Origin of the sequence: Rubripirellula amarantea, from assembly GCF_007859865.1 — a bacterium.
In the GTDB taxonomy this organism is placed as follows: domain Bacteria; phylum Planctomycetota; class Planctomycetia; order Pirellulales; family Pirellulaceae; genus Rubripirellula; species Rubripirellula amarantea.
The window spans coordinates 1-26,002 of the sequence record NZ_SJPI01000002.1; the positions used below are offsets into that span (position 1 = coordinate 1).

Consider the following 26,002-nt stretch of genomic DNA (forward strand, 5'->3'; position numbering starts at 1 on the left):
ATCAAACGTGTAGGAACCATCGCCATTGACCACTGCCGTGCCTTCGCTGGTCCCGGTAATCAACGCGTAGGTGTGCGTGTCGTTGGTATCGACGTCAGTTTCCGTCAGTTGCCCGTTAACGGTCGCGCCATCTTCGGTAGCCGAGTTCGTACCAGCCTGAGCAACCGGCGCATCATTCGTGCCGGTGACCGTGATCGTCACGGTTGCTTCGTCGTTCAGATTGCCAACACCGTCGTCGGTGACACGATAGACAAACGTCACGTCGCGAGTTTCACCAACGGCCAAGTCTTGGAAATCTGCACCGGGGTCAAACGTGTAGGAACCATTGGAGTTGACAACCGCAGTTCCCTCACTAGTTCCGCTCACCAAAGTAAACGTATGCGTATCACCAGGATCGTTGTCCGTGACGACGAGTGTTCCCGATATTTGGCTTCCGTCCTCGGTAGCATTGTCCGTTCCATCGCTGGCCACGGGAGCGTCATTGATCGCATTGACCGTTACGTCGAACGATACATCGGTGTATTGCCCACGAGCGTCGGTTGCTCGGACGGTGATCTCAACATTGCCAGATTGGTTTGCGGCGTAGTCCAGCGTCAGTGTGCCAGCAGCGTTGTCGATTGTCGCCGAGTCCAAGAATGCGGGACCCGCGTAGCCGACCAAACTGTATGTCAATTCGTTGTCCGCATGTTCTAAGTCGCTGAACGCCGCATCTAGGTCGATGACCGTGTCGGGTGCATCTTCGTCTACGGTGACATCTGAAATGGTGCCGGTTGGATTGGAGTTCAGGAATAGGTCAACAGAGCCCGATGGGTTGTTGTACTCATCATGAACCGTGAAGCCGACGCCATCATTGATAAGCGTGATGGTGTCCCACGTTCCACTCAATCCACCCGATGTGAAGATGTCGTTCAGATAGCCGCCGACGGACATTCCAGACACATCGAGTTGCAGATCACTATCCGCACTGATCGTCAGGTTGCCGCCTACGGAAATCGTTTCGTACACGCTCGTCGAACTAGCTGCCAATTGGACAAGACCGTTGTTCTGGATGGTCAAGTCATTGGTAACGGTTCCCGATCCAATCAGGGTCGCGTTATCCACAACCACATCACCGGTGGTGGTAATGGTTTGTCCGTTCATGTCGAGCGAACCGGCGATGACGTTGAGGTCTTGGTTCGTTCCGTCTAGCACCAATGCATCAGCAAGAATCACGGTGCCCGACGCCTTGTCGATCGTGATATCACCACCTGCCAAGTCATCGCCCGATATTGTTTGATCCCCGGTTCCCACCAAAGTCAAAGTGGCGTCTCCACCCACAGTGGTGTCCGTCGAGGTGACATTACCGGCGACGCGTAATTCGCCGTTGTTGATCGCGATCACGCTGGTGATGGTTAGGTTTCCGTCAACGTTCAATACGCCAACAATGTTTTTGTTGTAGTTCGAATCAAAAACAACGTCGCCAAAGTTGATTCCGCTGGCGTTGATCGTTCCCGAGTTGTTGCCAAAGGTAATGGTGTGTGTGACATCAGCAACATTGCCTGCGGTGTGAGTGAGCGCTCCGGCGATGATCAAGTCCGTGCCGAAGGTGAGGGTACCGCTCGCCTTGTTGATCGTTAGGTGCTCAACCTTCGCGCCAGCGGCCCCCGCCGAGATGGATTGATTGCCAGTGCCATTGGCCACAATCATTGTGGCTCCGCTGTAGAGCGTGTCAGTGAAGGTCATGTTTCCAGCCACCGTGATCTGGCCACCATTGAGCGAACCGGCGCTCAATAGAGTGAAGTCTCCGTCAACGTCGAGCGTGCCGACGATGTTGCGAGTTCCTGACACGGTGCTGTTAAGAATTACATTGTCGAAGGTGGCGGTTCCCGCCGTGATGGTGGTGTTGTGCCCTTGAAACTCGACTGTGTTGCCGCCCGCGTCAAAACCACCGGACGTGTGCGTGAAGTTGCCGCCCAGTTCAATGTCGTTAAGCAACTCAACGGTACCGGATGCCTTGTTGATTGCCAGGTTGCCAAGTTCGCCTGTTCCACCACCGGTGGATATCTGTTGGTCAGTGGTCCCATCGAGCGTCAGCAAGCTGGTGCCGGAAATCGCAGCATCAGTTGTGACAACATTGCCCGATGCGAAAATCCCTGCTCCGTTGATTGTCGCGGCATTGGTGTAAGTAAGGTCGCCGTCGACGTCCAATCCACCCGTGATGGTGATCGTGCCCGATGCGTTGTCGAATCGGAAATCGTCGAACGTCAATCCACTTGCGTCGATCGCTTGGTTGCCAGTACCGCTGATGATCACTTCGTGGCCAGCAAAGTCGACACTGCCCGACGAATGAGTAAGGTCACCCGATACACTTAGATCGCTAGCTAAAGTGATAGTGCTGTCGGACGCAAAGTCGACCGAACCGATGGTTCGCGCGACGTCGATCGTTTGCGCGTCGGTCGAATCGAATGTCCACGTGCCGCTGAAGTTGTTGGCACCGCCGGTGTGGGTGTAGTTACCGCCGAAGAACAGATCACCACCACCACTGCGAAGATCGGTTACGGTGAAGTCGCCGTCAACATCAAGTGTCGCGCCGAACGCATTCCACGTGGTGCCTTGGAAGTTCATGTTACCGGTCACGTTCAGATCGCGTGCCTGCGTAATCGTATTGGTGTAGTCCGCGGTGACAGTGATCTGGGCGATCGCACCGACGAATGATGCGTCAACGGTCGATGCCTTGGTGCTGGTAATGTCAAACACGACAATGTCGTCGGCTTCGGGTACCAAGTCATGGTCCCAGTTATCAGCGTCAGACCAATCATTCGATGCGCCGCCGCCGTCCCAAGTGAAGGTCGTTTGACCCGGATTGACCGTGATTGCGACGGTTGTTGAATCGGTCAGGCTGCCGTCGTCAACCAATACGGCCAACGTCGCACTGCCGTTGTATCCGGCTTGCGAGCTATACGTCAGTCCGTTCAACGCGGCATCGATGTCCGCCACGCTACCGCTGAACTGCAATGTTCCATCGGTCCCGTCTGCGTCGATCATGACGAGGTTGGTCGTTTGAGCTAATACAAGCGATGCGTGATTGGCCGTTAGGGTAACCGTCAGGGTATCGCCATCGACATCCGTGGTATCGATCAGTCCAGCTCCGCCGCTGTTAAAGATCAATGAACCGCTTTCGATGACCGTAGCGGTCGTCGGGCTGGTGACCTCAGGTGCATCGTTGACATCGGTAACGGTGATGTACATCGTCTCGGGGGTTGTGCCGAAAGCGCTCGAGCCACCACCGACGCTGGTGTTGACTTTCGTGCCAGCCGTTCCCGTTGTTTGGTCCCAAGCGCGAACGCTTAGGTGTGCCGTCGTTCCGGTTTCGCCGTTGGGTTGAAAGCGAAGCATGTCCGTATCGCGAAGCAGCAGTGCCGACGAGTTCGTGACCGTACCAACGTCCAACCAGCTCGTTCCGCCGTTAAGCGAGTATTGCCACGTGCCGTTACCTGCCTGAGCCGATCGAATCGCGATGCCTTCGACGGCACCATCATCTACATCCGTGATCCGGTTACCACCTGCACTGGCGATCAAGTCAGCGACCGTTTCACCCGCGTTGTTCAGATCATCTTCGGTGATCGTTGTGAATTCTGTATCGCCAGCCGTGTTATAGAAAGGTGCATCGTTGACATCCGTGATCGTGATCTGCGCTGAAGCGGTTTGCGATGAGTATGCCGTCACGCCGCCGTTGGTCGACGTATCGCCGTGGCTGGTCGATCCGTTCGTCGAAGCTGTTCCGCTGCTTTGATCCCACGCTCGGTAGCTGAACGTCGCCGTTTCACCATTTTCGGTATCCGGTGCAAATCGAATCTGAGTCGTGGAGCTAAGCAACAATGCGTTGGACGCCGACACGGCGCCGAACGATGTCCACGTTGACCCATCAGTCGAGTATTGCCACGTTCCGTTGCCGGTCAATGATGTGATCGCAAGCCCACTCTGCGACGAGAAATCAACATCGTTCAAGGAACTCGACGCCAAGATGTCTGCCGCAGTACTGCTGGACGAATTGGTGTCTTCGTTGGTTCCCGCAAAATTGAATACTGAACCATCGTTGATCGTCGGTGCATCGTTGACGCTAGTGACAACGATCGATGCGGTCTCGGTTGCAGAACTGAACGCAGTCGTACCACCGTTGCTCGATGCATCGACCTTGCTACCCGCTGTTCCGCTAGTTCCGTCCCAAGCACGGAAGGTGAAATCCTTCGTGGTGCCGTTTTCACCGTTAGGCTCGAATCGAATCAAATCAGTTGAACGCAATAGCAGTGCTGACGAATCGGATACCGTGCCGACGTTCGACCAGTTAGTTCCGCCGTCGGTCGAGTATTGCCAGACTCCCGGTCCATTGTTTCGAGTCGTAATCGCGATGCCGTCAACCGATCCAGAATCCACGTCCGAGATCGGTGTGCCGCCGTCGCTTGCTAAAAGTTGTGCCACGGTTTGGCCGCCATTGTTGACGTCGTCTTCCGTGATCGTCGGCAGGGTCAGATCTCCCGAATTGTCCAAAACGGGCGCATCGTTGACCGCAGTCACATTACCGGTAACGACGCCGTTCGAGATTGACCCGGTGGAAGTCACCGCAGCAAGGTCACCACCCGCCCGTCCGTCGCTGTCCTGAATCAACCACGTCGAAACGGTCGTCGCGCTGCCATCGGTCGTGTTCACCTGGATGAGTTTTCCAGCGCTGTCGGTACCATAGAGATTGCCGTCGGCACCGACTGTCAAACCCGTGCTCGCATCGCGGAAATCATCGAAGGAATTGGGGTTGTTCGATGTTGTGACGTAGTCGTACGCGTAAGTCGTGCGGATGATCTCGGTGTACGTATCGGTATTGAGGTTGTACGAGAAAAGCAACGACGTACGAAGGCTGTTGCCCGTGTCATTGTGGTCGGCGCGACCGTACAAAATGCCGGTCGCCTGATCGATGGCGATGTCGTCGTTGTTGTTCCATTCGAACGCGTCGCCGGTCAAGTCAGCGACCTTCACCACATCGCTGATGGTCGTGGGGTCCGAAAAATCAACACGGTAAAGTGCATCATCAATGACGCTGCCAGCGGGTCTCGCCGTTGGTACCAAGTACAGCGAACCGTTGTAGAAGGCGGCCGTTTGGTGGGTGTATGCCGACGGAACGGGCGCCGACCAACCGTCGCCGGTACTTTCGATGTTGCCGACCAAGGCAAGCGAACTGGTCGGTTCACCCCGCTGCCAAGCATAGATTCCACCATCGCTGGTGATAAAGTACGCCATGTCGGACGCCACGTCGTAGGCCATCGCGGTGGAATTGATCGAAAGATCACCGATCAGTGTCTTTTCGCCCGTATCCAAATCAACCGAGAACAACTGGCTGCCAAAGTCGGCTGCTGATTCGATGGACAACGATTGACCAGCCAATCCGCTGGCGGTAGGGCGGTCACTGACGCTGTATTCAAAAGCGATCGGCCCGTTGTAGTCCAGGGCCGGCGTGAACGTCAGCGTGCCGTTAGCTTCTAAACGTACCGAACCATTGGCAACCGAAACACTGTTCCCTACCGAAATCGCTTGGCCGTCGACATGCGTGATTGTGAGCGTATCACCTTCGCTGTCCGTGTCGTTGCTCAAGACGTCAAAGTTGACGGACCCGTCTTCGGCGACAGTGAAGGCACTGGTGTCATCCACGGCAAGGACCGCATCGTTCACCGCTGTGACCGTTAGGTTAAAGGTGCCTGTATCGTTAAGCGATCCGTCACTAACAGTGAAGTTGAACGAATCGCTGGTCGTATTGCTGCCATCGTGGAAGTAGATCACCTGACCAGCATCAAGTTGAGCCTGGGTAAAGGTGGTGATCGGAGTCGACTTGGCGGTGCTTAGCGCCAAGAAGCCGTTAGCCAGACCACTGTCAACGGTGTAGACCAGTGATGAATTGTCGTTGTCGGAGTCCGATGACGAAAGGTTGTCCGAGGACAGGACAATGCCACCACCTTCCGAGACGGTTTGGCCAGTCAATACGTCGATGGTTGGCGCGTCGTTCTCGGATGTGATGTTGACGACGGTGTATCCGTTTGCGAATTGCTCACCACCGGTGCCCTGCTGGGTACCGAAGTTGTCGTCGGCGAATGTCCAATTTAATTGAACGCTGCTGCTTGGGTCATTGCTAGTGTTTGCATAGGCGATCGACTGCAAGACCTCGTTCAGGATCGCTTGATTCACCGAACTGTTGAATCGCAGCGTCAGCGTGCCAGCGGAATTGACGTCCACGGTGCCGATCGTTTGTGAACTCAACACCAACGCGCCGCTTTGCGTCAATGGATCAAGGTTTCCAGTGGCCGAGAACACATCATTGCCGCTTGCGCCACCGTTTCGGACGATGGTTAACGTCGTATTGTCGTAGTTATCCAGCCCGGCTTCTATTTCGGCGTCAAATAACGTGACGTCGGTATCGAGAACCACCGCCGATCCGCCCTCGGTGAATCCGACCGTACCTAAAAGCCCGTCGATTTGCTTGACCGAAACGTTGTCGACCTTTCCGTCGACCGACGTGGTGCCATCGGATACGCCCGCGGTATCGGAAGTATCGGTAAACGTCAGTGTCGATGCTGATGAGTCCGCGGTGAATGTGTATTCGTAGCGGACAAAGCTGTTGCCATCGACATCAGTGACGATCTGAGACGTGGTCAACAAATTGCTGCTGCCATCAACGGTGACTTGCAGCGATTGTGTCTTTGTCGTTGAGCCATCACGATAATCAAAGGTCAAACGGTAAGTTTGTCCGGCTTCGGTCGCGATCGTTTGCGAAGCGGTATGCGGACCAGCGACATCGCCGCCGCCGAAGTTCAGTTCGCCTGGGCCTAGATTGATCGTGGCCCCCGTGGTTGTCCAACCCGTCAAGTTCGTATCAAACGTACCGTTGGTAATCAGTTCGGGGCCAACAAACTCGGGCGCATCATTAACATCAGCGATCGTCACCACCGATGCGACGCTGGTGGTCGTGTCGTTGACGCCATCGATGTCCGACTCGGTGACGGACTGCAGAGTCACGGTACGCGTTGTTCCGGTCGGTGCATCGCTCAGATTGTCATAGGCGACCGCGTTAATCAAAGTCTCTGCGTTGGCTGCACTGATTCCGCCGGACTTGGTAATGGTTACCGTTGCTTGTGACCCGGTGACCGAGACAGACACCTGATAGCCGTTCGTATCCGTGACACCCGAAACGAGATCGAGCAGTCGGAACGATTCGCCGTCGATTATCAAACGCTCGTCGCTTCCGTTACCGATGTCATCGACCGTTAAGACGATGGACTGGACCACTTCACCGGCTTCAACCAGATCAATACTTGCGTCGCTGAACAATCCGACAGGCCCGCTTTCGGCCCAGGTCGGCGAATCAGCCGTCACCGAGACGACGGGAGCATCGTCGACTTCGTGGACCTTGATGACCAGCGTTTCAGTGGCCGAATCGTTGTCGCCATCGTTGACCACGAAGGTCATCGTTCGATCGGTTGTATCGGGATCGTCGCTGGTGTTTTCGAACGTGATTTCGTTGATCGCGTTCTGGTAATCCGCGAAGGTGACCGAGTTGGCGACGTTGCTGGTCAACGTCAGTGTGATCGTTCCGTTCCCAGATAGTTCGCCCGCAGGAATGCCCGCGACCGAGATACCCAGCGCGTTGATCGCCGCTTCGTTAACGTGCAGGATGTCGCCAGCCTTGCCGTTAGTCAACGAGATGGTGACTGATTCAGCGTGAATGTCGTCGTTGTCCGTGATTGCAAAGTCGGTGTCGATGATCGCGATCGGCCCACCGTCTTCGGTGAACACGGTCGTGCCTTGATTCGTCTCGATTGTGAAATCACTGACGTTCAGTTGATTGCTGGTACTAGTGAAGTTGGCGAGCACCAACGGCGAAATGTAGGCAGTGCCGTGTCGGAATAGTGTTTGGCTGGTGGAGCCACTGTCGAAACCGCCACCGAGTGTGGTGGTAAATGTCGCGCCCGTTTCGTCAATGGCGAGGGCTGAGGCTAGTGGATACTGGTAAGTGCCACCGGTGGGAGACATGTTTCGAACGGCTTCACCAGCCAAAATTGTGGGGCCAGCCCAAGGCGTTCGCAGGGTAATGATTCCCGTCGCATGGTCGATGGCATTCTGGTCCCAAAGATTGGTGATCGTGTTGCGTGTGTAGGTGTAATCCGCGTAGGTTTCACCGAGGTCGTTGGTGTACCCGTACCAAGCAAAGCTGCGATTGTTCAGAGACGAGCCTTCGTACCATCCCGTTGCATCGGACAAAACGATTTGAGTTGCACCTGCTACCAGGTCAACGGCAAGGGTCGTGTCCACGGCGCCCGCGTGACGCCCCGTGTGCATCGACGTGATTTGGTTGCCATCGATGTCATAGCTGAAGAACCCAAGGTAGTGAACTTCGCTCGGATCGTAGTTCCCACCTGCTCCGTCGCCCGAGAAAGCGGTCGCGGAGATGTCATAGGTTTGGCTAGGATCAATCGCGATCCAATTGTTCGTTGCGATGGTCCCCTTGCCGAGGATTGAATTGGATGTACTTCCGCCAAAATCACCGATGAAGGTATCAAAGCCGGTCGAGATCGTTGGAATGTCATTCACCGACGTGACCGTCAAGTCAGCGGTTTCCGTGTCGGTGCTGAACGCCGTTGTTCCACCATTAGATGAAGCGTCTGCGGTGTTCCCGGGCGATCCCGTGGTTCGATCCCACGCACGAAACGTAATCGCGTCGCTGATGGTGCCGTTGTAATCGAGGTCGGATTCAAAGTAGATGCGAGTGTTTGAGTTCGCGTTCAGTAGCAGTGCCGATGAATCACTAACGCTGCCCACGGCGGTCCAGTTGGTACCGTTGTCTTGCGAATACCACCACGTTCCGTTGGTCGTGTCGGTTCCCGTCAGTGCGATTCCTAATTGCGAAGCATCGGGGTCGGTCACGTTGTCGTTACCGCCGCCTCCCTGTAGATCAACCAGGCTGTCAATAGACGTTCCAACGGCACCGACGGGCGGCCCATCATCTTCGGCCTGAGTCGTCAGCGTTAGATTGTTGGTGTTGTCCAAGACGGGTGCGTCATTGACTGCGGTGACGTCAATATCACGTGTGCTGACATTGGAATCTTCGTCCCCGTCGTTGACGGTAAAGCTAACTGTTCGAGTTGACGTTGACGGATCATCGCTAGTGTTGGTGTAGGTGATGCTACGAAGGGCAGCTTCGTAGTTGGCCAGTGTGTCGGTTCCGGTCAATGTCAGAGTTCCGGTTCCCGAATCCCAAACGCCGGTGATATTTGCGGTGTTAGTGAACGCCAGCACATCTTCGCCGTCGGTGTAGTTGCCCGTGATTGAAATCACGGCGGATTCCAGGTTGCTGTCGTCAACGTCGGCAAAGTTGAAGCCGTTGTTGATTTGGACTGCCCCGTCATTCTCGGTGTAATCAATCGCGGCAAGAGGTGTGCTGTCAGTGCGAACTTCGACGGAATCGATATAGCCTCGGACACCCGAGTGATCGGCAGACGTATCGGTAAAGGTAAGCGTCGTTGAGGTGGAATCGGCAACGAAGCTGTACGTGTAGAGCTGTAACGCATCTTCAGCGACGCCACTGGTGATCGCTTCGGCCAGCAACGATGCCGCGCCGTTCACATCGACTTGAAGCGATTGAGACTTAGTCGCACTGCGATCGCCATACTCGAACGTCAAGAAGTACTCTTTGCCAACTTCCGTGGTGAAGGTTTGCGACAGAACGCCCGCAGCACCACCAAGTTGCCCGAATCGAGCTTCCGAACTTTGCCAATCGACGTCCCCGGTCGCGGACCAGTCACTCAGGTCGGTCGTGAACTGAGCGTTGGTGATTGCATTTTGCCCCAAGATATGAGGCGCGTCGTTAATGGCGAACTGTTGTGAAAATTCCGACGTTTCTTTCGTCGTTAAGTCGGTCGCGGTTGCAGTCACCTGCATGCCTGTCGGGATCGTCGCCGTCAACGTCGTGATGAACGTCGCGTTGCCGCTGCCGTCAGTGGTGACGTCGATCGATCCTAGATAGGTTTCGCCCTGTCCATGACCGTTGGCATATTCATCGGATAGAAAGAATTCAAGCCGATACGTTCGACTGGCCAGACTATTGAACGAACCGGATACCGCCAACTGACTTCCATCGCTGCTGGCAAAGTCGATGACCGGGAAGTTCTGCAGTGAGTTTCCGCCGGTGTCGACGTCATCGGCGTCGTTGGCTGTGTAGTAGGGGGCCGTGCCTTGAGCAACGTCTTCGCCAGTGCCCTGCAAGTCGAGGCCAACAATGCCACTGGCCGCGCTACCCTGAAGCGACAGGATCGTGCCGTTGCCGTAGATCGAGTTCTGTGTGATCTCGATGCCGTAAGCACCATTGTTCACCGTGATGCCGGCACCATAGTTGTTGGCAATGATGTTCTGACTGACCGTGATATCGTTGGTCCCACTGCGAAACGCGATGGCATCGTACTGCGTGTGCGTACCAGAAATCGGGCCCACCGCGTTTCCGACGATCGTATTGTCGCTGATGGTAACGCCAGTGGTGGAACCGGACAGAATGATCGCTTGCGTTGAGCTGCCGGTGATGTAGTTGCCGTCGATCGTACCACCCGTCGAACCACCCATCGCGATGGCGTCACCATTGATGTGGTTGTATCCGCTGTTGATGAACTGGTTGCCGGTGATCGTCCAACCGTCGGAACCATTGCCGGCGTAGAAGCCTGTGGAGGTCGAGTAGGCCAGGATGTTGTTCGACAAGACGCCATTGTCGGCACCGTTGGTATGAACGTGCATTTGCGAGTTCAACGCCGCACCCGGATCGGCGATTCCTGTTGGGCTCACGCCGAAGACATTGGAGTCGATTAGAGTGTTCTGGTAACCGTCGTCAATGAAGATGGCATTGGCGGACGAGAATCCATACATCGAGAAACCCTGGATCGTCACGTCGTCCGAATAGACAACCAGTCCAGAGAAACCAGACGCACCGACAATCGCGATTTCTGGACGTTCGACGTCACTGATGGCCTGATCATTCACCCCAACTTCGCTAACGGCTCCCAAAGTGCCGGGATTCACGTTCCCGCCAAACGTGGTTTGAGACGTTCCATCCAGAATCACGGATTCGGTGATGGTCGGCAGAGCTGCGGTGAGCGAAATTTGCCAGTACGCATCCACGCCATCCGTTCCGGTATATCCGGCGTCGGTGTTGAGAATCGCGAAGTTGATTGTGTCTTGGCCGAGAGTGTTGTTGGCCGCGGTGATTGCTTCCCGAAGCGAAACAAAGCCATCGCTCCCGCCGCCCACCGCGTACAGTTCTTCGATCGTGTAGCTGGCACCCAAGCCGGTGTCGTCGACATCCGATGTCGTCGTGACGGTCAGTGTTGAACCTTGCACATCGGCAACGGTGATCGTGAATGCTTGAGCATCGGTGTGGATACCATCGCTGACCTGAATGGTGACGGTGTAGACGTTGTCGGTGTCGCCGTCATCGGGGTTCTCGTAGTCCGGAGGGCTGACAAAGGTCAAGTTGCCGCTGCTGTCGATTGCAAAGTCGTTCTGGTCGGCACCGCCGATGATCGAATACGTCATCGTATCGCCAGGCATATCGCCATCGCTGACGGTGACTTGCGTGACAAACGAAATCGTTTCGTTGACGTTGACGCTCGCGGTTGCACCGCCACCGTCGCTGGTGATCGCGACGGCTTGGTCATTCACGGGATTCAGCGTGATGCTGAAAGAGCCTGTCGACGCGGTTCCTGTTCCATCGTCGACGCTGAACGAAAAGCTTTCCGCAAAGTTCTCGCTGCCGTCGTGGTCGTAGGAAAGCCGACCAGAACTAATATCGGCTTGAGTGAACGTGGTAGCGACCATTCCGTCCATCATCAATTGGCCGTAGCTGGGCGATCCCGTCACCGTGTAGATTATTTCGCTGGTGGTGTTGTCGGCATCCGTCGTTTCCAGCATTGCCTGAGAAATGGTATTGCTAGACGAGCCTTCGTCGAATGTCGCTCCATCGTTGGTCGAGACGACTTGTTCGTCATTGATGTCCGACACGTTGATTGTCACCGTATCGTCGACCGAACTGAACGCGGTCGTCCCGCCTCGAGTAGTCACGTCGACGGATGATCCGGCTGTTCCGCTGGTTTGATCCCAGGCGTAATAGTCCAGCGTCATCGTTCCGCCATTCATTCCATCAGGCGTATAACGGAACAAATCGGTTGCACGAAGCAGCAGGGCGTTTGTTGCCGAAAGCGAATTGAACGTCTGCCAAGAACTGCCTCCATTGACGCTGTATTCCAGTGTTCCGACGGATCCAGTGGAATTGTAAACAGCGATGCCTTCGACGGCACCCGAATCGACGTCCGAGACGCTCGATCCCAACAACGTCGATACCGGTGCGCCGAACGGAGCCGAATTCTCAGTCGTGCTGTAGGTGGGAGCGTACGGTGTCATGACGGGAGCGTCATTGACCGCGGTCACCGTAATGTTTGCCGAATCGGTGTCTTCGCTAAATGCCGTGTTTCCACCAAAGCTAGACGCGTCCACTTTGGATCCGGCTGTTCCCGTGGTTTGATCCCAGGCTGCAAACGAAATGATCGCGACTTCGCCGTTTTGGCCATTCGGGTTGAATCGAATGCTATCGGTTGACCTTAGCAGCAGTGAACTGTTGACTGCGACCGTACCGATGTCTGTCCAACCTGAACCGGTGTTGAATTGCCAAGTGCCATTGGTTCCGCTGGTTGAGAAAATCGCAATGCCTTCGGAATCACCGTCAGCATCGGTGATGCGGTCTCCACCATCGCTAGCAATGATCTCTGCAATGGTGTTTCCACTATTTCCAGCATCGTCTTCCGAAATCGTATCGAGCGAAAAATTCGCACTGTTATCGAGTGTCGGCGCATCGTTGTCACCGGTGACCGTCACGTATGCCGTGGCGGTTGAAGTGCCTCCGTTGCCGTCGCTGACTTGGTAAGTGAACGAGTCAGTGCCGGTTTGGCCAGGCGTCAAATGGTTGAACGCATCGTTCGGGTTGTAGTCGAACGATCCTGTGGAAGTCACCGTGACGGTTGCACCAGAGGCCAGCGTCGTCGCTGCGCCGACATTCACGCCGCTGCCTTCCACTTGGGTGACGGTCAACGTGTCGCCATCACTATCGACATCATTGGCAAGAACTCCACTCCCGGCCGCAATATTCAGGACCGTATCTTGGTCAGTGGTGTAGTATGTCCACTGAGGACCAGCCGCACCGGAACCACCGTCGACCAGCGTCCCGCCGTTGCTTCCACCGGAATCAGCCGTGATCGTTCCGCTGGTTTCATTGAACTGCCAATTTCCCAGCAGTCCGGCTTGTGGTGTTAGGTCTTGATTGATGTTTGTAAGGATTTCGGATTGGGTCCGAGCGACATCCCAGATGCGAACATCGTCGATTTGACCGTTGAAGTATTGCCCGGTCGGATTGTTCTGGCGTCCACCGATGATAAAGTTGTCCATCGGCGCGTTCGCGTCTGTGATCGCTCCGGATCCTTCATACACTTCGACCAAGACTCCGTTGACGTACGTGCTAACAACACCGTTGTCATAGCTGACTGCCAAATGAGACCACTCGTTGAGCGGGACAACGTAGCCTGTATCGTGCCATGCCCAGTTCGGGTCGGTGTTGTCAAAGGCCCAGCGCAACGTACCTGTCTCGCTGATACCGATTTCGTACTCACCTTCGCGGTTCATCACCAGCGAACCCGGACCTGCGTTGTAGGCAGCTGGATTGACCCAAGCTTCCATCGTCAGCGTCGAACCGGTGATTTCCAGTGATACGTCGTCTCCGACATTGACGTAGTCATCGACACCGTCGAATGTCAAACCCGAACGATCGTTGACCGCGATAGGATCATCGTTGACTGAAGTGACCGTGATCGCGACCGTGTCGGTGGCTTCGGCTTCGTCTGCTGCAAGCGCCGAAATCTCATCGGAGGAAAGGGCTCGCGTGTAGATGCGAGTATCGTCGATCAGACCTTCAAAGTCCCAGTTCGCGTTGGTGTCGTCGGCACCGATACGAGTCACGTCGAGTGTGCCGTGGTTAATGGACTCGTTCAAGGTATTCGACGCTACGATCGCTCCATCCAAATACAGACTTTGTTGGTTACCGGCATCGTCAAACGTGAAGGCAACATGCCGCCATCCTGTGCCTTCCAGATGAATGTTACTCACGAGTTTTCGGAATGCCGATCCGTTGTGGAACTGCGCGGTGAGCCCGTCTGTATCGTCGATTCGCAGAATAAGGTTGTTGCTAATGTTGATGATGTCGGAGCCGCTTGCGCCTAGGCTATCGAGGTTGATCCAGGCAGCCAATGTCACGTTAGCGGGCTGACCAAATCGACTCGCCACTTCAACATAGTCAGCCGTGCCGTCCAGGCTAAGGACATCGCCGCGAGTCCCATCGACGACGATCTTTGCATTGCCGCTGAGCGTTCCGTCGTACGAAGTCCCGGCGCTTTGGTCGTTTGCGTTGCTGCCTGTAAAGGTGTAATGCGCTTCGAGGTCAACGGCGAGCGCTGTGGTTACGTTCAACGTCACGGCGCCATGGAAGTTCGCATCCGGCGTGAATGTCATGCCTTCGAGTGCTGCGTTGATATCAGACTCGGTTCCGTTGATGACCATCGAACCGCTGTCTTGGCTGCCTTCGACAAAAGTTAGCCCTGTCGTTTGCGAGAGCGTCAATACACCATCGTTGACGGAAAGCGAAACTTGGAACCAATCGTCGGCCACTCCGTCATCGCCGATCGTAACCGCGTTGCCATTAGCAACATTGAACGTCAACACTTCGTCTTCAGCGACCGATTGAGGTCCTGGAACGATTTGATTGGCGTCCAGTTCGTTCGTCAAATTGATCGCGAACGTTTCGCTGTAGACGAGCGAACCGCTGTCGGTGACCCGTACGGTCAAGTCAGGCGTTGCGTCCGATTCATAGTCAAGCAGCGTGCTGTCTAGAATCGAAATCACACCCGTATTGGCGTCGATGTGGAACGCGCCGCCCGCATCATCGGTGAGTTCAAACGTGTGCGTGTCGGCCGGGTTGGGGTCGCTGACGGTGACCGTTCCCACGACGGTTCCGGTACCAGCATTTTCGGCCACCGTGTTGGTTGGCAGTACTAAATCAGTCGGCCCGTAGTTGGTCGGCTGAGGATTGATGACAAAGACTTTGTCGAACGTATTTCCGACGCTGTCGGTGGTGCGGATCGTCACGCTACGAGGCGGATCGTTTTCAGCATCAAACGCTGCACCTGCTTTGACTTTCAAGTGCCCTTCCACGATTTCAAAGTCATTCGTGTCCGCCGCGACGATTTCGTAGGTGTGCGTGTCGGCGGCGTCCGGATCGGTGGTAGTGAACTTACCAATGATGGCGCCGGTTTCGGTGCTATCGACGAGGCCTTGGGTGTAAATCCGTTGCTGGACAACGCTTCCCAATTCGCGGTCATAGGTGGTCCATGCGAAGATCAGCGAGCCGTCGGCACGTTCGGTTAGACTTGGCGAAACGTTCCAACCATCGGAGGTGTCGCTGACTCGGAACTCATCGCTGGTCGCGGTTCCCGTGGCATCGAACGTGCGGCCCCAAATGGCGGCGCTTTGGCCGTCACCGCTGCCGATCCAAGTGGCTGCGAATCCACCGGTGCTAAGCGATTGTAGTTTGACTGAGTCCTGATCTCCGGCTGTGATCTGCGAGACGAGGAATTCGCTTCCGCTGAGCGTTCCATCCGCATCTAGAAGTTGCGCGTAGACGCCGTATCGACTTCCATCCGTGCCACTGCTCTGCCATGCCACGGCGTACTTGCCGTTAGAAAGAGTGACAACCGTTGGATGAAGTTGTGAACTGTACTCGCTGGTGTTGACCAGGAATTCATCATCGGCCGGCGTGCCGTCGGCGTTGAACAGTCGTGCTTTGACGCCCCATCCGCTGCTGTCACCGGTGGAGTCGCCCCAAGCGACCAGGAACTTGCCATCGGTGCCGTAGCTCACTTCGCCGTAGTACTGAACGCCCGAGACATTCTGGTTGACCATCGTCTCGACGCCAACCTTGTTGCCGGAGGCGTCGAAGCGTTGGAGAAGTTGCTCGTAGGAGTTCGCGACGCTGTCGTACTGCGCACTCATGTAGGTGATAACGAAACTGCCGTCATCGGCCACCGCGATGTCCGGCACCTGCTGCACCGAGTGGGTGACTGTATTGACCAGTTGTTCGCTTCCGACCATCGTGCCGGAACTGTCATAGCGAGCGACCATCACACCATAGCTGTTGCCATCATTGGTGGTGGTCCAAGAGGCAACGAACCCGCCGCCCGGCAAGGCTTCCACCGCCGGGTAGAGTTCGCTGTTAACTGTTTCAACGTTAAGCACAAACTGCGCACCGACGGGGTCACCGGCTTCATCGTAAATCTGTGCAATGATTCCCGCCGAAGTTCCGCCTGTGGCCTCGAATCCGTAGTTGTGCCAGAGCGTGATGTGACCACCACCGGCAAGTGCCGTCACATGTGGGTACAGATTGCCGACTTGCGCAAACGTCTCGGTTTCCAGAATGGCGGTCTGGGCAGTTCCGTCCACATCAAAGTGTCGTCGGAAAACCTTGTCGTTGGTTTCAGTGGCCTCGGAGTAGTTGCTGGTCTTTTCCCAAGCAAATACGATCTCGCCGTTTTCTAGTTGGGCGACGCTGGGCAGCAACTGTTGGTAGTTGACTTGTTCTGTACTGACCTCGAATTCGCTGCCGACCAAATTGCCGGCGCTGTCAAAGCGGGTAGCCAGAATCCGTCCGTTCGTTCCCGAGTCATCGGATACATAGGCAACCAGGAACCCAGCGTCGTCGAGCGAAATGACTTGGTGGTGGAACTGATTACTGGTTGTGGTAACGTTCAGGAGGAACTCGTCTTTTTCAAGAGTCCCGTTGACGTTGTAGATCTTCCCCTGGACGCCGTAGCTACTGCCGTCCGAAGACTCGTAGGTCACCAGCACACTGTCGGCGTCCAGTTGAACCATTTCAGCACGATGCTGCGTGCCGCTGGTGGTTGTGTTGACCAGGAATTCTGCTCCGTTGGCCGTGCCATCGGTATTGTAGAACCGGCCCATGATCGCCGATCCCGACCCATCATCGGCGGTGTTGTCGCTTCGCCATGTCAACAGAAAGCTGCCATCCGCGAATCCAGCAACTGCGGTTTGGTATTGGTGACTTGTTTGTGTGGTCGCATGAATCTCCGCGCCGACCGCGGTACCGGTCGAATCGTATTTCTGTGCAAACACGTCGCTGAAGTCAGCATAGCCATCACTGTCTTCATCGACTTGGCTACGCCACGTGATCACAAACCCGCCATCACCGGTGGATGCGACATCCGGGTAATACTGATAATAGGTTCCGGTTGTGTTGACCGTGAAAGCGTCATCGAGTTCGTTGAAATCGGCGTCAAAGCGCTGTGCTCGGATCTCGTAGGCGTTGTCGTACCAAGTGACGACGTGAGTGCCGTCTTCCAACGTCGCGACATCAAATTCAAGATCGCTGTAGGTCAGGATTTGCCGGCTCATGATGTCGGGCTCGCCAACCGCCACGCCATCGTCATCATAATGCTGGGCCATGATGTCATAGCCCGAGTTGTAGTCGTAGTTGGTGTACAGCAGCACGTAACCACCGTCGGCTTTGGGCACGACAGAGCTGTAAATACTGCTGTAACCGGTGTAGGTCTGAAGGTCCTCAATTGGTTGGGCGATCAAGTCGTCGCCGGGCGTGACCAGTTCAATATCGGTGGGAGCCGAGTTAAAGCTGCTGCTGGCGGTTTCGTAGGTTTGGTCGCTGAAACGAAACTGTTCGACACCGGATAGCGTGTCGCTGCCATCACGCGGCGTGTTGCTGTCGGTGACCGTCCACGTCCCGTCCATGTTGTCGGTGATGGTGTAGTCTGACGCTTGGCCGGTGAACACGGCCACATCGCGACCGATCCCGCCCTCGATCACATCGTCACCGGATCCACCAGTGATAACGTCGTCCATGTGTTCAGGAAGGATCTCGATCACGTACGCATAAGACAGCACTTCGGAAGCGTCGCTCCAGGTGCCGTCCGCGTTCAGGATCAGAGCGTCTTCGTTCTGAGCACCATTAGGGTCACCGGATACGAAGTTTTCGTAACTGATTGGTGTTCCATCGTTCCATACGAAAGCGTCCTGGTGTCCCGTGTCGCTGGCACCCAACCATATCGTTGCTCCACCGGCCAACGATTGCACGTAAGCGTTTTCCGCTGCGGTGCCGATCTGCACCAAACGTCCCGATTGCCCGAGCACGCTGAACGATTCGGCAGCTTCTTTGGCGCTGTCCCAATCGGTGGTGCCAGTGACAAGCTTGTAGAACTTGCCAGTCGATTCGTTGTAAACGAGCGACGGATCCGCGGCCAACATATCGGCGACCGTCGTGTCATCGGCGTTGATCACGTCGTCGCCATCACCACCATAGATCTCGTCGTTTCCGCTTCCTGCATTGATCGTGTCGTTGACGACCGCTCCGCCGTCCGCCACTCCATCAGCGTTACCACCATAGATCGTGTTCCCGCCGCCTGTGCCGGTGATGATGCCATCATCATTTCCGTCGGTTAGGTCGTGGAAGATATCGCTCTGATCATCAACCGCGATCGTCATCGTTTCGGTGTAGCTGTTTCCAGCGGCATCGGTGACCTGCACACGGATGTCGTGCGAGGCTGCGATTTCGTAGTCCAAAATTGCGCCTGTGGCGACAGTAATCTCACCGGTGCTCGCAGCGATTGCAAATCGACCATCGGCGTCGTCGGTCAGGCTGAACGTGAAGTTGGATAAGACTTCGCTGGCGTCCCACTCAACGACATAGGCGAGGTTACCACTTTCGCTGGTATCAGCCCAGATTCCGTCTTGGGACAACCGAGCATAGTCTTCACCATCGACCTCGGACTGACTGAACTCTGGCGCGTAGAATCCGGCTGCGGCTGCCCCGAGATCTCCGCCGGTCCAAAATTGTTCGTCCGATTCGACGTTGCCATCCAGCCAGTTCCAGTCTCCGTCGTTGTTGGTATCAAACGTTCCCAGCCAAATGTCTTGTGCGGAATCCAACGCGAACTGCCGAATGAGATCATTTTCGTAAGCAGAGCGAATCGTTACCAGTTGCCCGGAAACACCGTTCACCGAATCTGCCGTCGCCGCAGCCAAAGCCGCGTTGAAGTTGGTCGGTGAATCAACAAACCGATAAAACTTATCCGTCGCCGCGTCGTACGAAAGCGTCGGGTCGTTGTTCAGGATCGTGGTGACAGCGGCAGGGATTTCGATGACGCGGATGCCCGCGATCATGCCACTGTCTTTCAGCGTTTCGTTTGTCGTCTGAAAGATAAGCTCAGTGGAGATGTCGCTGGCAGTAAATGTCATGCTGTGAGTTTCCCATCCGAGGTTGGAATAGAAATTCCATCCGGACGGTTTTTCCAGCGTGAAATCCTGCGACTGACCATCCGCGCTGACGCGAGTCGTGACATGGTCGACCACCCCATCGCCAAATCCGCCGGCATGGTCGAAGACAATTTGATATTGCTTGCCAATTTCTGTGGTCAGCGTTTGAGAAATCGAAGCGTAGGCATTGTTGAGGGAAACGACATGTCCGCCACTTGGTGGGCTCTCTGCATTATCGCCATTGAACAGCACCACGCCGGTCGTATCACCCACCGTCCAGTCGCCAAAGCTGGTTGATGCCGCATAGGAAGTGCTTCCACCCGACGGCGGTGAAGCCTCTTGAAACAATCCATCGTTGACAACATCATTGCTAACATCCGGATCGCTCGGGATGACATAACCAACCGTTGAGCCGTTGGTGGCATTTTCGCTGATGTGCAAGTCTTCGACGGGCGTGCTGGCGGTGAAGCCCGTGCCGGTGGCGTGACCGACGCTTAGGTTATTTCCGCTGACCACATCGACAACTTCACTGGCCCCGTTGAATCCATCCATTTGCCAATTGGCGACCAGGCCAGTGGGCAAACTTCCGCTATCGAACTTATTTTGGTAGTTGAGCGAGATCTCGGCTTCGCTGCGGACTTCATCCCACACTCGGACATCAAAAAGCGTTCCGCTAAACGCTTCATCCGAATAGAAATCGCCTGCGTCGTCTGGATTTTGGCCAAGCACCAGTTGCGTCGCGCTGGCATTGTGCAAGGCAACTCCCGTGCCCACTCCGCTAAGCGACTCGACGTATTCTCCGTCGATGAAGACTTGAACTGCACCCTGTGTGTTATCCCACGCGACGGCGATGTGATGTCGTTCACCATCAAGCAGTTGCGAATACATCCCTGAGGTGGAATGGGATACGTCAGCAACCGAAATTACCATTGTTCCATCGGGATTGATCGCAACACCAAACTCGGTTGCAATGCCGTTTTCCTGGTAGTCAATGATCGGGATCGATCCGCTGGGCACCGAGTCAATTTGGAACGATGCTTCCAATGTCAATTCGGTCAATCCGCCAAGGACTGGTCGACCATCGGTGATGTAGAGATAACTGTCGTTGCCACCATCGGTATTTAGTTCGATACCGCTGGAAAGATCGGAGGGCGGACTGTTGGACTCGACCAGATCATTTAATGAAACCGTGAACACTTCGTCGTAGGTATTCGCGTTGACATCTGTCACACGAACCGTCAACGAGTGCGTCGCGTTGGTTTCGTAGTCCAGCAGCGAACCGTCGGCGACGGTGATCGCGCCCGTGCTCGTATCGATTGTGAATGCACCGGCAACAGTTTGAGAGTTGATCGCGTAGGTCAGGGCATCGGTTGCATCCAGAACATCGTCGGCGTCCCATTCGACCAAGTAATTAAGATCCGAACCGCTACCGGTGACCCGGTGGTCAAACCACTCGCCTGTCGTTGCAAGGAATCGAATCCCATCTTCTGTACTGACCGCGCTGTTGGGCTGACCCGAAAACCAATTGTGGTAGGCCCCCGCGGGTGCGTAACCATCGGCTGTCCCGTTCCAAAACAGATCGGCTTCGGCGCCGTTTTCCACCCAACGCCATTCGCCTTCGACATTGGCATCCGATCCGCCTATCCAGAAATCCGAATCAAAGCTAACGGCGTAGGAGGCGAGAAACTCGTTCTCGGTCGCCGAACGAACAGTGACGAGTTGTCCGTTGACGCCGTTTAACGTGTCGCTTTCGGCACCCGTCTGGGCTGCGGCAAACTCAAACGAACCAACGATGACTTCGTAAAATTTGCCGGTTTCCTCGTTGTAGACCAAATTGGAATTGGCTGCCAGCAGCGCGGCGATCCTCGCATCACGCTCGGGATCTACGCCGTAGACATTGCCGACGATGGTGCCAGTAAGTGAGTTCTCATCAGTGGTAAACGTCAAGTTCGGCTCGCTGGAAGTGAATCCAATTTCAGAAGTATGCTTGACCGTAAGATTGTTTCCGCTGACTGATTCGGTGATCACGCCATTGCTAGAGAGATCACCAAAGTTCCACTGGGCCAGTAATCCCGATTCGTTATGCGGGATTTCACTTCGATGGTTTTGATACATCTGTGTGCTGGTGCGGGCATCGCCGAAGATCCGGGCGTTGAACAGGGTGCCGCTGAATGTCTGGTCAGTTTGGAAATTACCTTCGACGGAGTCTTGCTCTTGGCCAAACACGATCGCACCGCCGGTTGCCGTGACGTAGCTCTGCTGCAATAGCGGATCTCCGGAAAGTGCGCGGCTGTCGGCGACTTCACCGTCAAGATAAAAGACCCATTCACCGGTGCCGCCGTCCCAGGTGAACCCGATGCTATGCCTTTGGCCGTCAAGAAGGTCGCGATAATCCATCGCATCCGAATAGGCGTTCGAGTTTCCAATCCCCAGTTGTAAATCTCCGCCGGTGGTGATGTAAAACAGAACTTCGTTGCTGGATGCACCGGTCGCGTAGGACAGCAGTGGGACACCACCGCCGGCATCAGTGCTTTCGAACTGAACCTCGTAGCTCAGCGAACTAAGCCCGCCAAGAATGGAGCTGCCGTCATCAGCGAGTAGGTAGACATCGTTGCCGGAATCGGCATTGATACTCAGCCCACCACCCGTTGTGCCAGAGGTTTGAATATCACTTGGCGCAGCATCGGCGAACTCATAAGCGCCGATGTCCGTCGAGCCATCGCGAGCGACACTGCGTTGGTCGGTTGCGGGTGCACCCGTGTTACTACCCGCGTCGATTGCCGTGCTGCCTGTCAACAAAGCATGAGTCCATGTCGGACCACCGTTGTCGGCCAGCACGCCGAGCATGGGATCAAGCGGACTGCCGCTGGTTCCGACTTGGTTTCCATTGACGCCATCGACCAGGGTGGTTTGACCGCTTCCATCGCCGATCAGGTTGTTGCCCAGATCATTGACCGTGCCTCCGGAAGAAAGGTCGGCGTACCCACCGCCGCTATTGCCAGCGATGATGGTGTTGCGGATGTCGAGTGTGCCTGTGCTGGAAACGCGGACCGCTCCCATGTCTCCATGGGTGTTGCCAGTCACCGTGACGTTCTGCAGCGTCGTCGTTCCGTTAGTGACAAAAATGGCTGAGCCATGGTGAGAGGCACCGGCGCTGTTACCACTAAATGTCGTGTTGGTGATGGTCAGGTCACCAGCACCGTAAATCGCGCCTCCTGAGTTAAGATTGCTTGAGTTACCGACGAAGAGAGAATCGGAAATGGTCCCCGTCCCAGTTCCGGACTGATAGATGGCACCGCCAAAGTGATTGTTGCTCCAATTGTTCGTGAACGTGGTTCGCTCGATCGTCAAATCTCCCGAACTGCTGATGGCACCGCCCTGGGCACCGGTTGCATAGTTGGAATCAAATTCTGAATCGAGGATCGTCAGCGTGCCGGAGCTGAAAATGGCTCCGCCTTGGGCATTGTTGGCTTCGTTGTTGAACATGCGAACGGTATCGAGTGTAACATTGGCCGCCGCGTTCACATCGATACCGGAACCAACGGCATTCCCTTGACCACCTTGAATGGTCATGTCTTGAAAGGTGACGGTTCCCGAGAAGACTTCAAAGACACGTTCGTTTTGATTCGCATCAATGATCGTGTTGCCGATGCCAGCGCCGACGATCTTCATGCTGTTGCGAATATCAAAGTCACCGGCGATATCGTTTGCCCCGGCCGCGAACGTGTAGGTGCCTGCGCCCACTTCGATGGTCCAATCCGTCGAGGAGTCATTGTTGACCGCGAGGATGGCTTCCCGCAGCGAGATGAATCCGTCCGCACCACGGTTGGACAACAGCGCTGCGACATCCGTAGTCGCGCCGTCGACGGTATCGGCTGTTGTGTCGACGGTAAAGAGCAGAGGACCGGCTGCCAACTCATAAGCACCAATATCCGGGGATCCATCACGTGCAGACCCGAGTTGATCGCTCGTTTGCGACGATCCGACAGCAGCGTCGTAGGCAATGCTGGACGTGGTGAAGGTATGGACGTAGGTGCCGTTGGTCTGCGCCAACGCTGCAAGTGCCGGATCGCTGCCCAGGATGTCCGTTCCAACGGTGCCGGTGAAATTGGCGTTGTATTCGATGATGTTGTAACCGCCACTGACAATCGTGCCGTTGACATCTCGTCCCCCGTTTTGTGACGTGTTATCAGCAAAGATCGAGTTGCTGATATTCGCCGTTCCGCTTGACCGGTTCAAACCGCCGCCGGATCCGCTGGAGAGTGTTGCGTTGCTGGCGACCGTTGAATGGTCCAGGTTCAAAATTCCGCCAGATACCGAAATTCCACCGCCGTTGTACAACGACTCGTTGCCACTGAAAGTTGAATTCGTGACGGTTGTGACACCACCGCCAACATGTAATCCGCCACCAGTTGCCGCCGAGTTATTAACAATCGCAACGTTCGTCAGGTTGGTCGTTCCGTCGGATGAAATCGCACCACCCGTGTTATTTGTATTGGCGTTGTTGTCGAACACCACATTCGTTGCCGTCAATGTTCCATCGTTTTCGATCGCTCCGCCGGCTTGGTTCGAGGAGCTCGCGTTGGCAATGGTCAAGTCCTGCAGCGTTAGATCACCGGAACCGTCAATGTCAAAAACGCGATCGGAAAGCGATGCGGCGTCGATGATCGTGTCACCCACTCCTGTGCCCACGATGGTGATCTGATTGGTAATATCAAAGTCTCCTAGTGCCGCTGTCGAATTTCCCGCACCGGTGTCATCGAGTGTGTAAGTACCAGCACTGAGTTGGATCGTCCAGTTGCCGGTGACATCATTCTCGATTGCAACGATGGCTTCGCGAAGCGATATGAATCCGTCGGAACCGCGGTTGGCCAACAGGGTGGCCACGTCTGTGGTAGTCCCATCAATCGTGTCGTTCGTTGTATCGACTTCGATCGTAAATGACTGTGAATACAGTTCTCCAACATCATTCGAGGTCAGTGCCCGGTCGTAGACGCGACCATCGTCCAGGAAACCATCAAAGTAGCGTGTAAAGCTTGATCCGCCATATTTGTCGACGCCCCAACTGCCAAAATCGAGATTGGCAACATCATCGAAGAACACATTCGTGCTTGACGATCCTACGTCGTAAGTGAGTCCGGCCGTTTGTTGCACGCCGTTGACGTATAGCTTGTTTCCAGAGCTGTTCACCGTCACCGCGACGTGAGTCCAGGTGTTCTGTGGGATCACACCAGCCGCAGTGGAAACGTCCAGCAGTGTTGTCGAACCCTCGCGGACATAGAAGTCAAACGAACCGTCGATATCTCGAAATAGGACGACTCGCGAGTCGTCATCGCCGCTGTCGGAGGTTTCAAATATTACATCGCGACTGTTGACGTCGTGATACACCCACACGGAGATTGTTCCTTCAGTGATTCCTTGGAAATTCGCGGCATGCGAACTGAAGTCAACATAGTCGTTGCTACCATCCAGGCTCAGTTTTCCGTCGCCAATTCGACTGGTACCACCATTGGTGTCGATCACTGCACCGTTGGTCAGCGTTCCGTCATAGTTGTTACTGCTGCTGTCACTGGCGTCGGTGTCGAAAGTGTTGTGTAGAACCAGGTTGCTGGTGATGTCCAACTTGCTATACCAGCTCGACTGTGCCGCATAACCAAACGCCACGTCCGTCGAAACATCCCCGACGCTGTATTCCAAGATCCAATCACCACCGAGATCTTCATGCCCGGTGGCGTCGTCACTTGCGGCGACGTCGCTGTTGGTGACCAAGGAAATGATCTCGATCAGGTCACGTCCCGATTCGGTGCTCGCTAAGTCACAACCGTAAATCAGAAGGTCAGCATCGTTGTCCATGGAATGGCCCCACGCGGCGATATCGCCGGCGTAAGAGGGCGCTGAATCGAGATCCAAGCGAGAATTTCCAAGTTGAATTCCCTCACCATCGCCGTGCGAAATCAGGTGGATGGCATCAATGCCAGATAGCTGGCTTAGCGTATCGGTGATCTGATCGATGCCGTTGCGATCGGCGTCCAAAGTAACCACCAGCCACTGCGTACCGTTCGAGTCGTCTCGCAAATCAGCTAGTAGCGTTTCGGCGTCTTCTACTCCCGAATCAACGAACACCACTTCCAACGGAAGAGCTGGATCGAAGGTAGGGGTATCGATGGTGTCATTGCTAAGGGGGGCAGGCTGATCGTCCGGCGATTGCGGAGCCTCACCGGCGGGCGATAGATGCTCAGCCTCAACAACGTCAAACACCGAATCGGCCAGTTCCGCATTCTGCGCATCGGTGGCGTCAATGCCTTCGAGGCCCTCGCCGCTTAGCAGCACTCGGTCTTCGAGGGGGTAAAAGTTGAACGTTCGTTTCGGCGACTTGTTGTCCACAGTTCGATCCATCGTTCTGCCACCCGGTCGAGACAAACCGGTGGCGCCTTAAAGAAATCCGTCTCATCCTTGGGATTCGGCACAAATGGGGGGCGGTCCGGCAAAGCAGCGACTGTTTTCGGATCCCATCGACTCTAACGATTACGCAGACCCGTTGAGTCGAACCGGTTGCAAGTAGGTTTCC

General features: G+C 55.4%; 1 protein-coding gene. It reads right to left on the reverse strand.

Going from position 1 to position 26,002, the window contains the following annotated elements:
- On the reverse strand, window positions 1-25,830 hold a 25,830-nt coding region (locus Pla22_RS13800), incomplete at its 3' end, for a LamG-like jellyroll fold domain-containing protein (protein WP_146515440.1).
- Window positions 25,831-26,002: the final 172 nt, after the last annotated feature.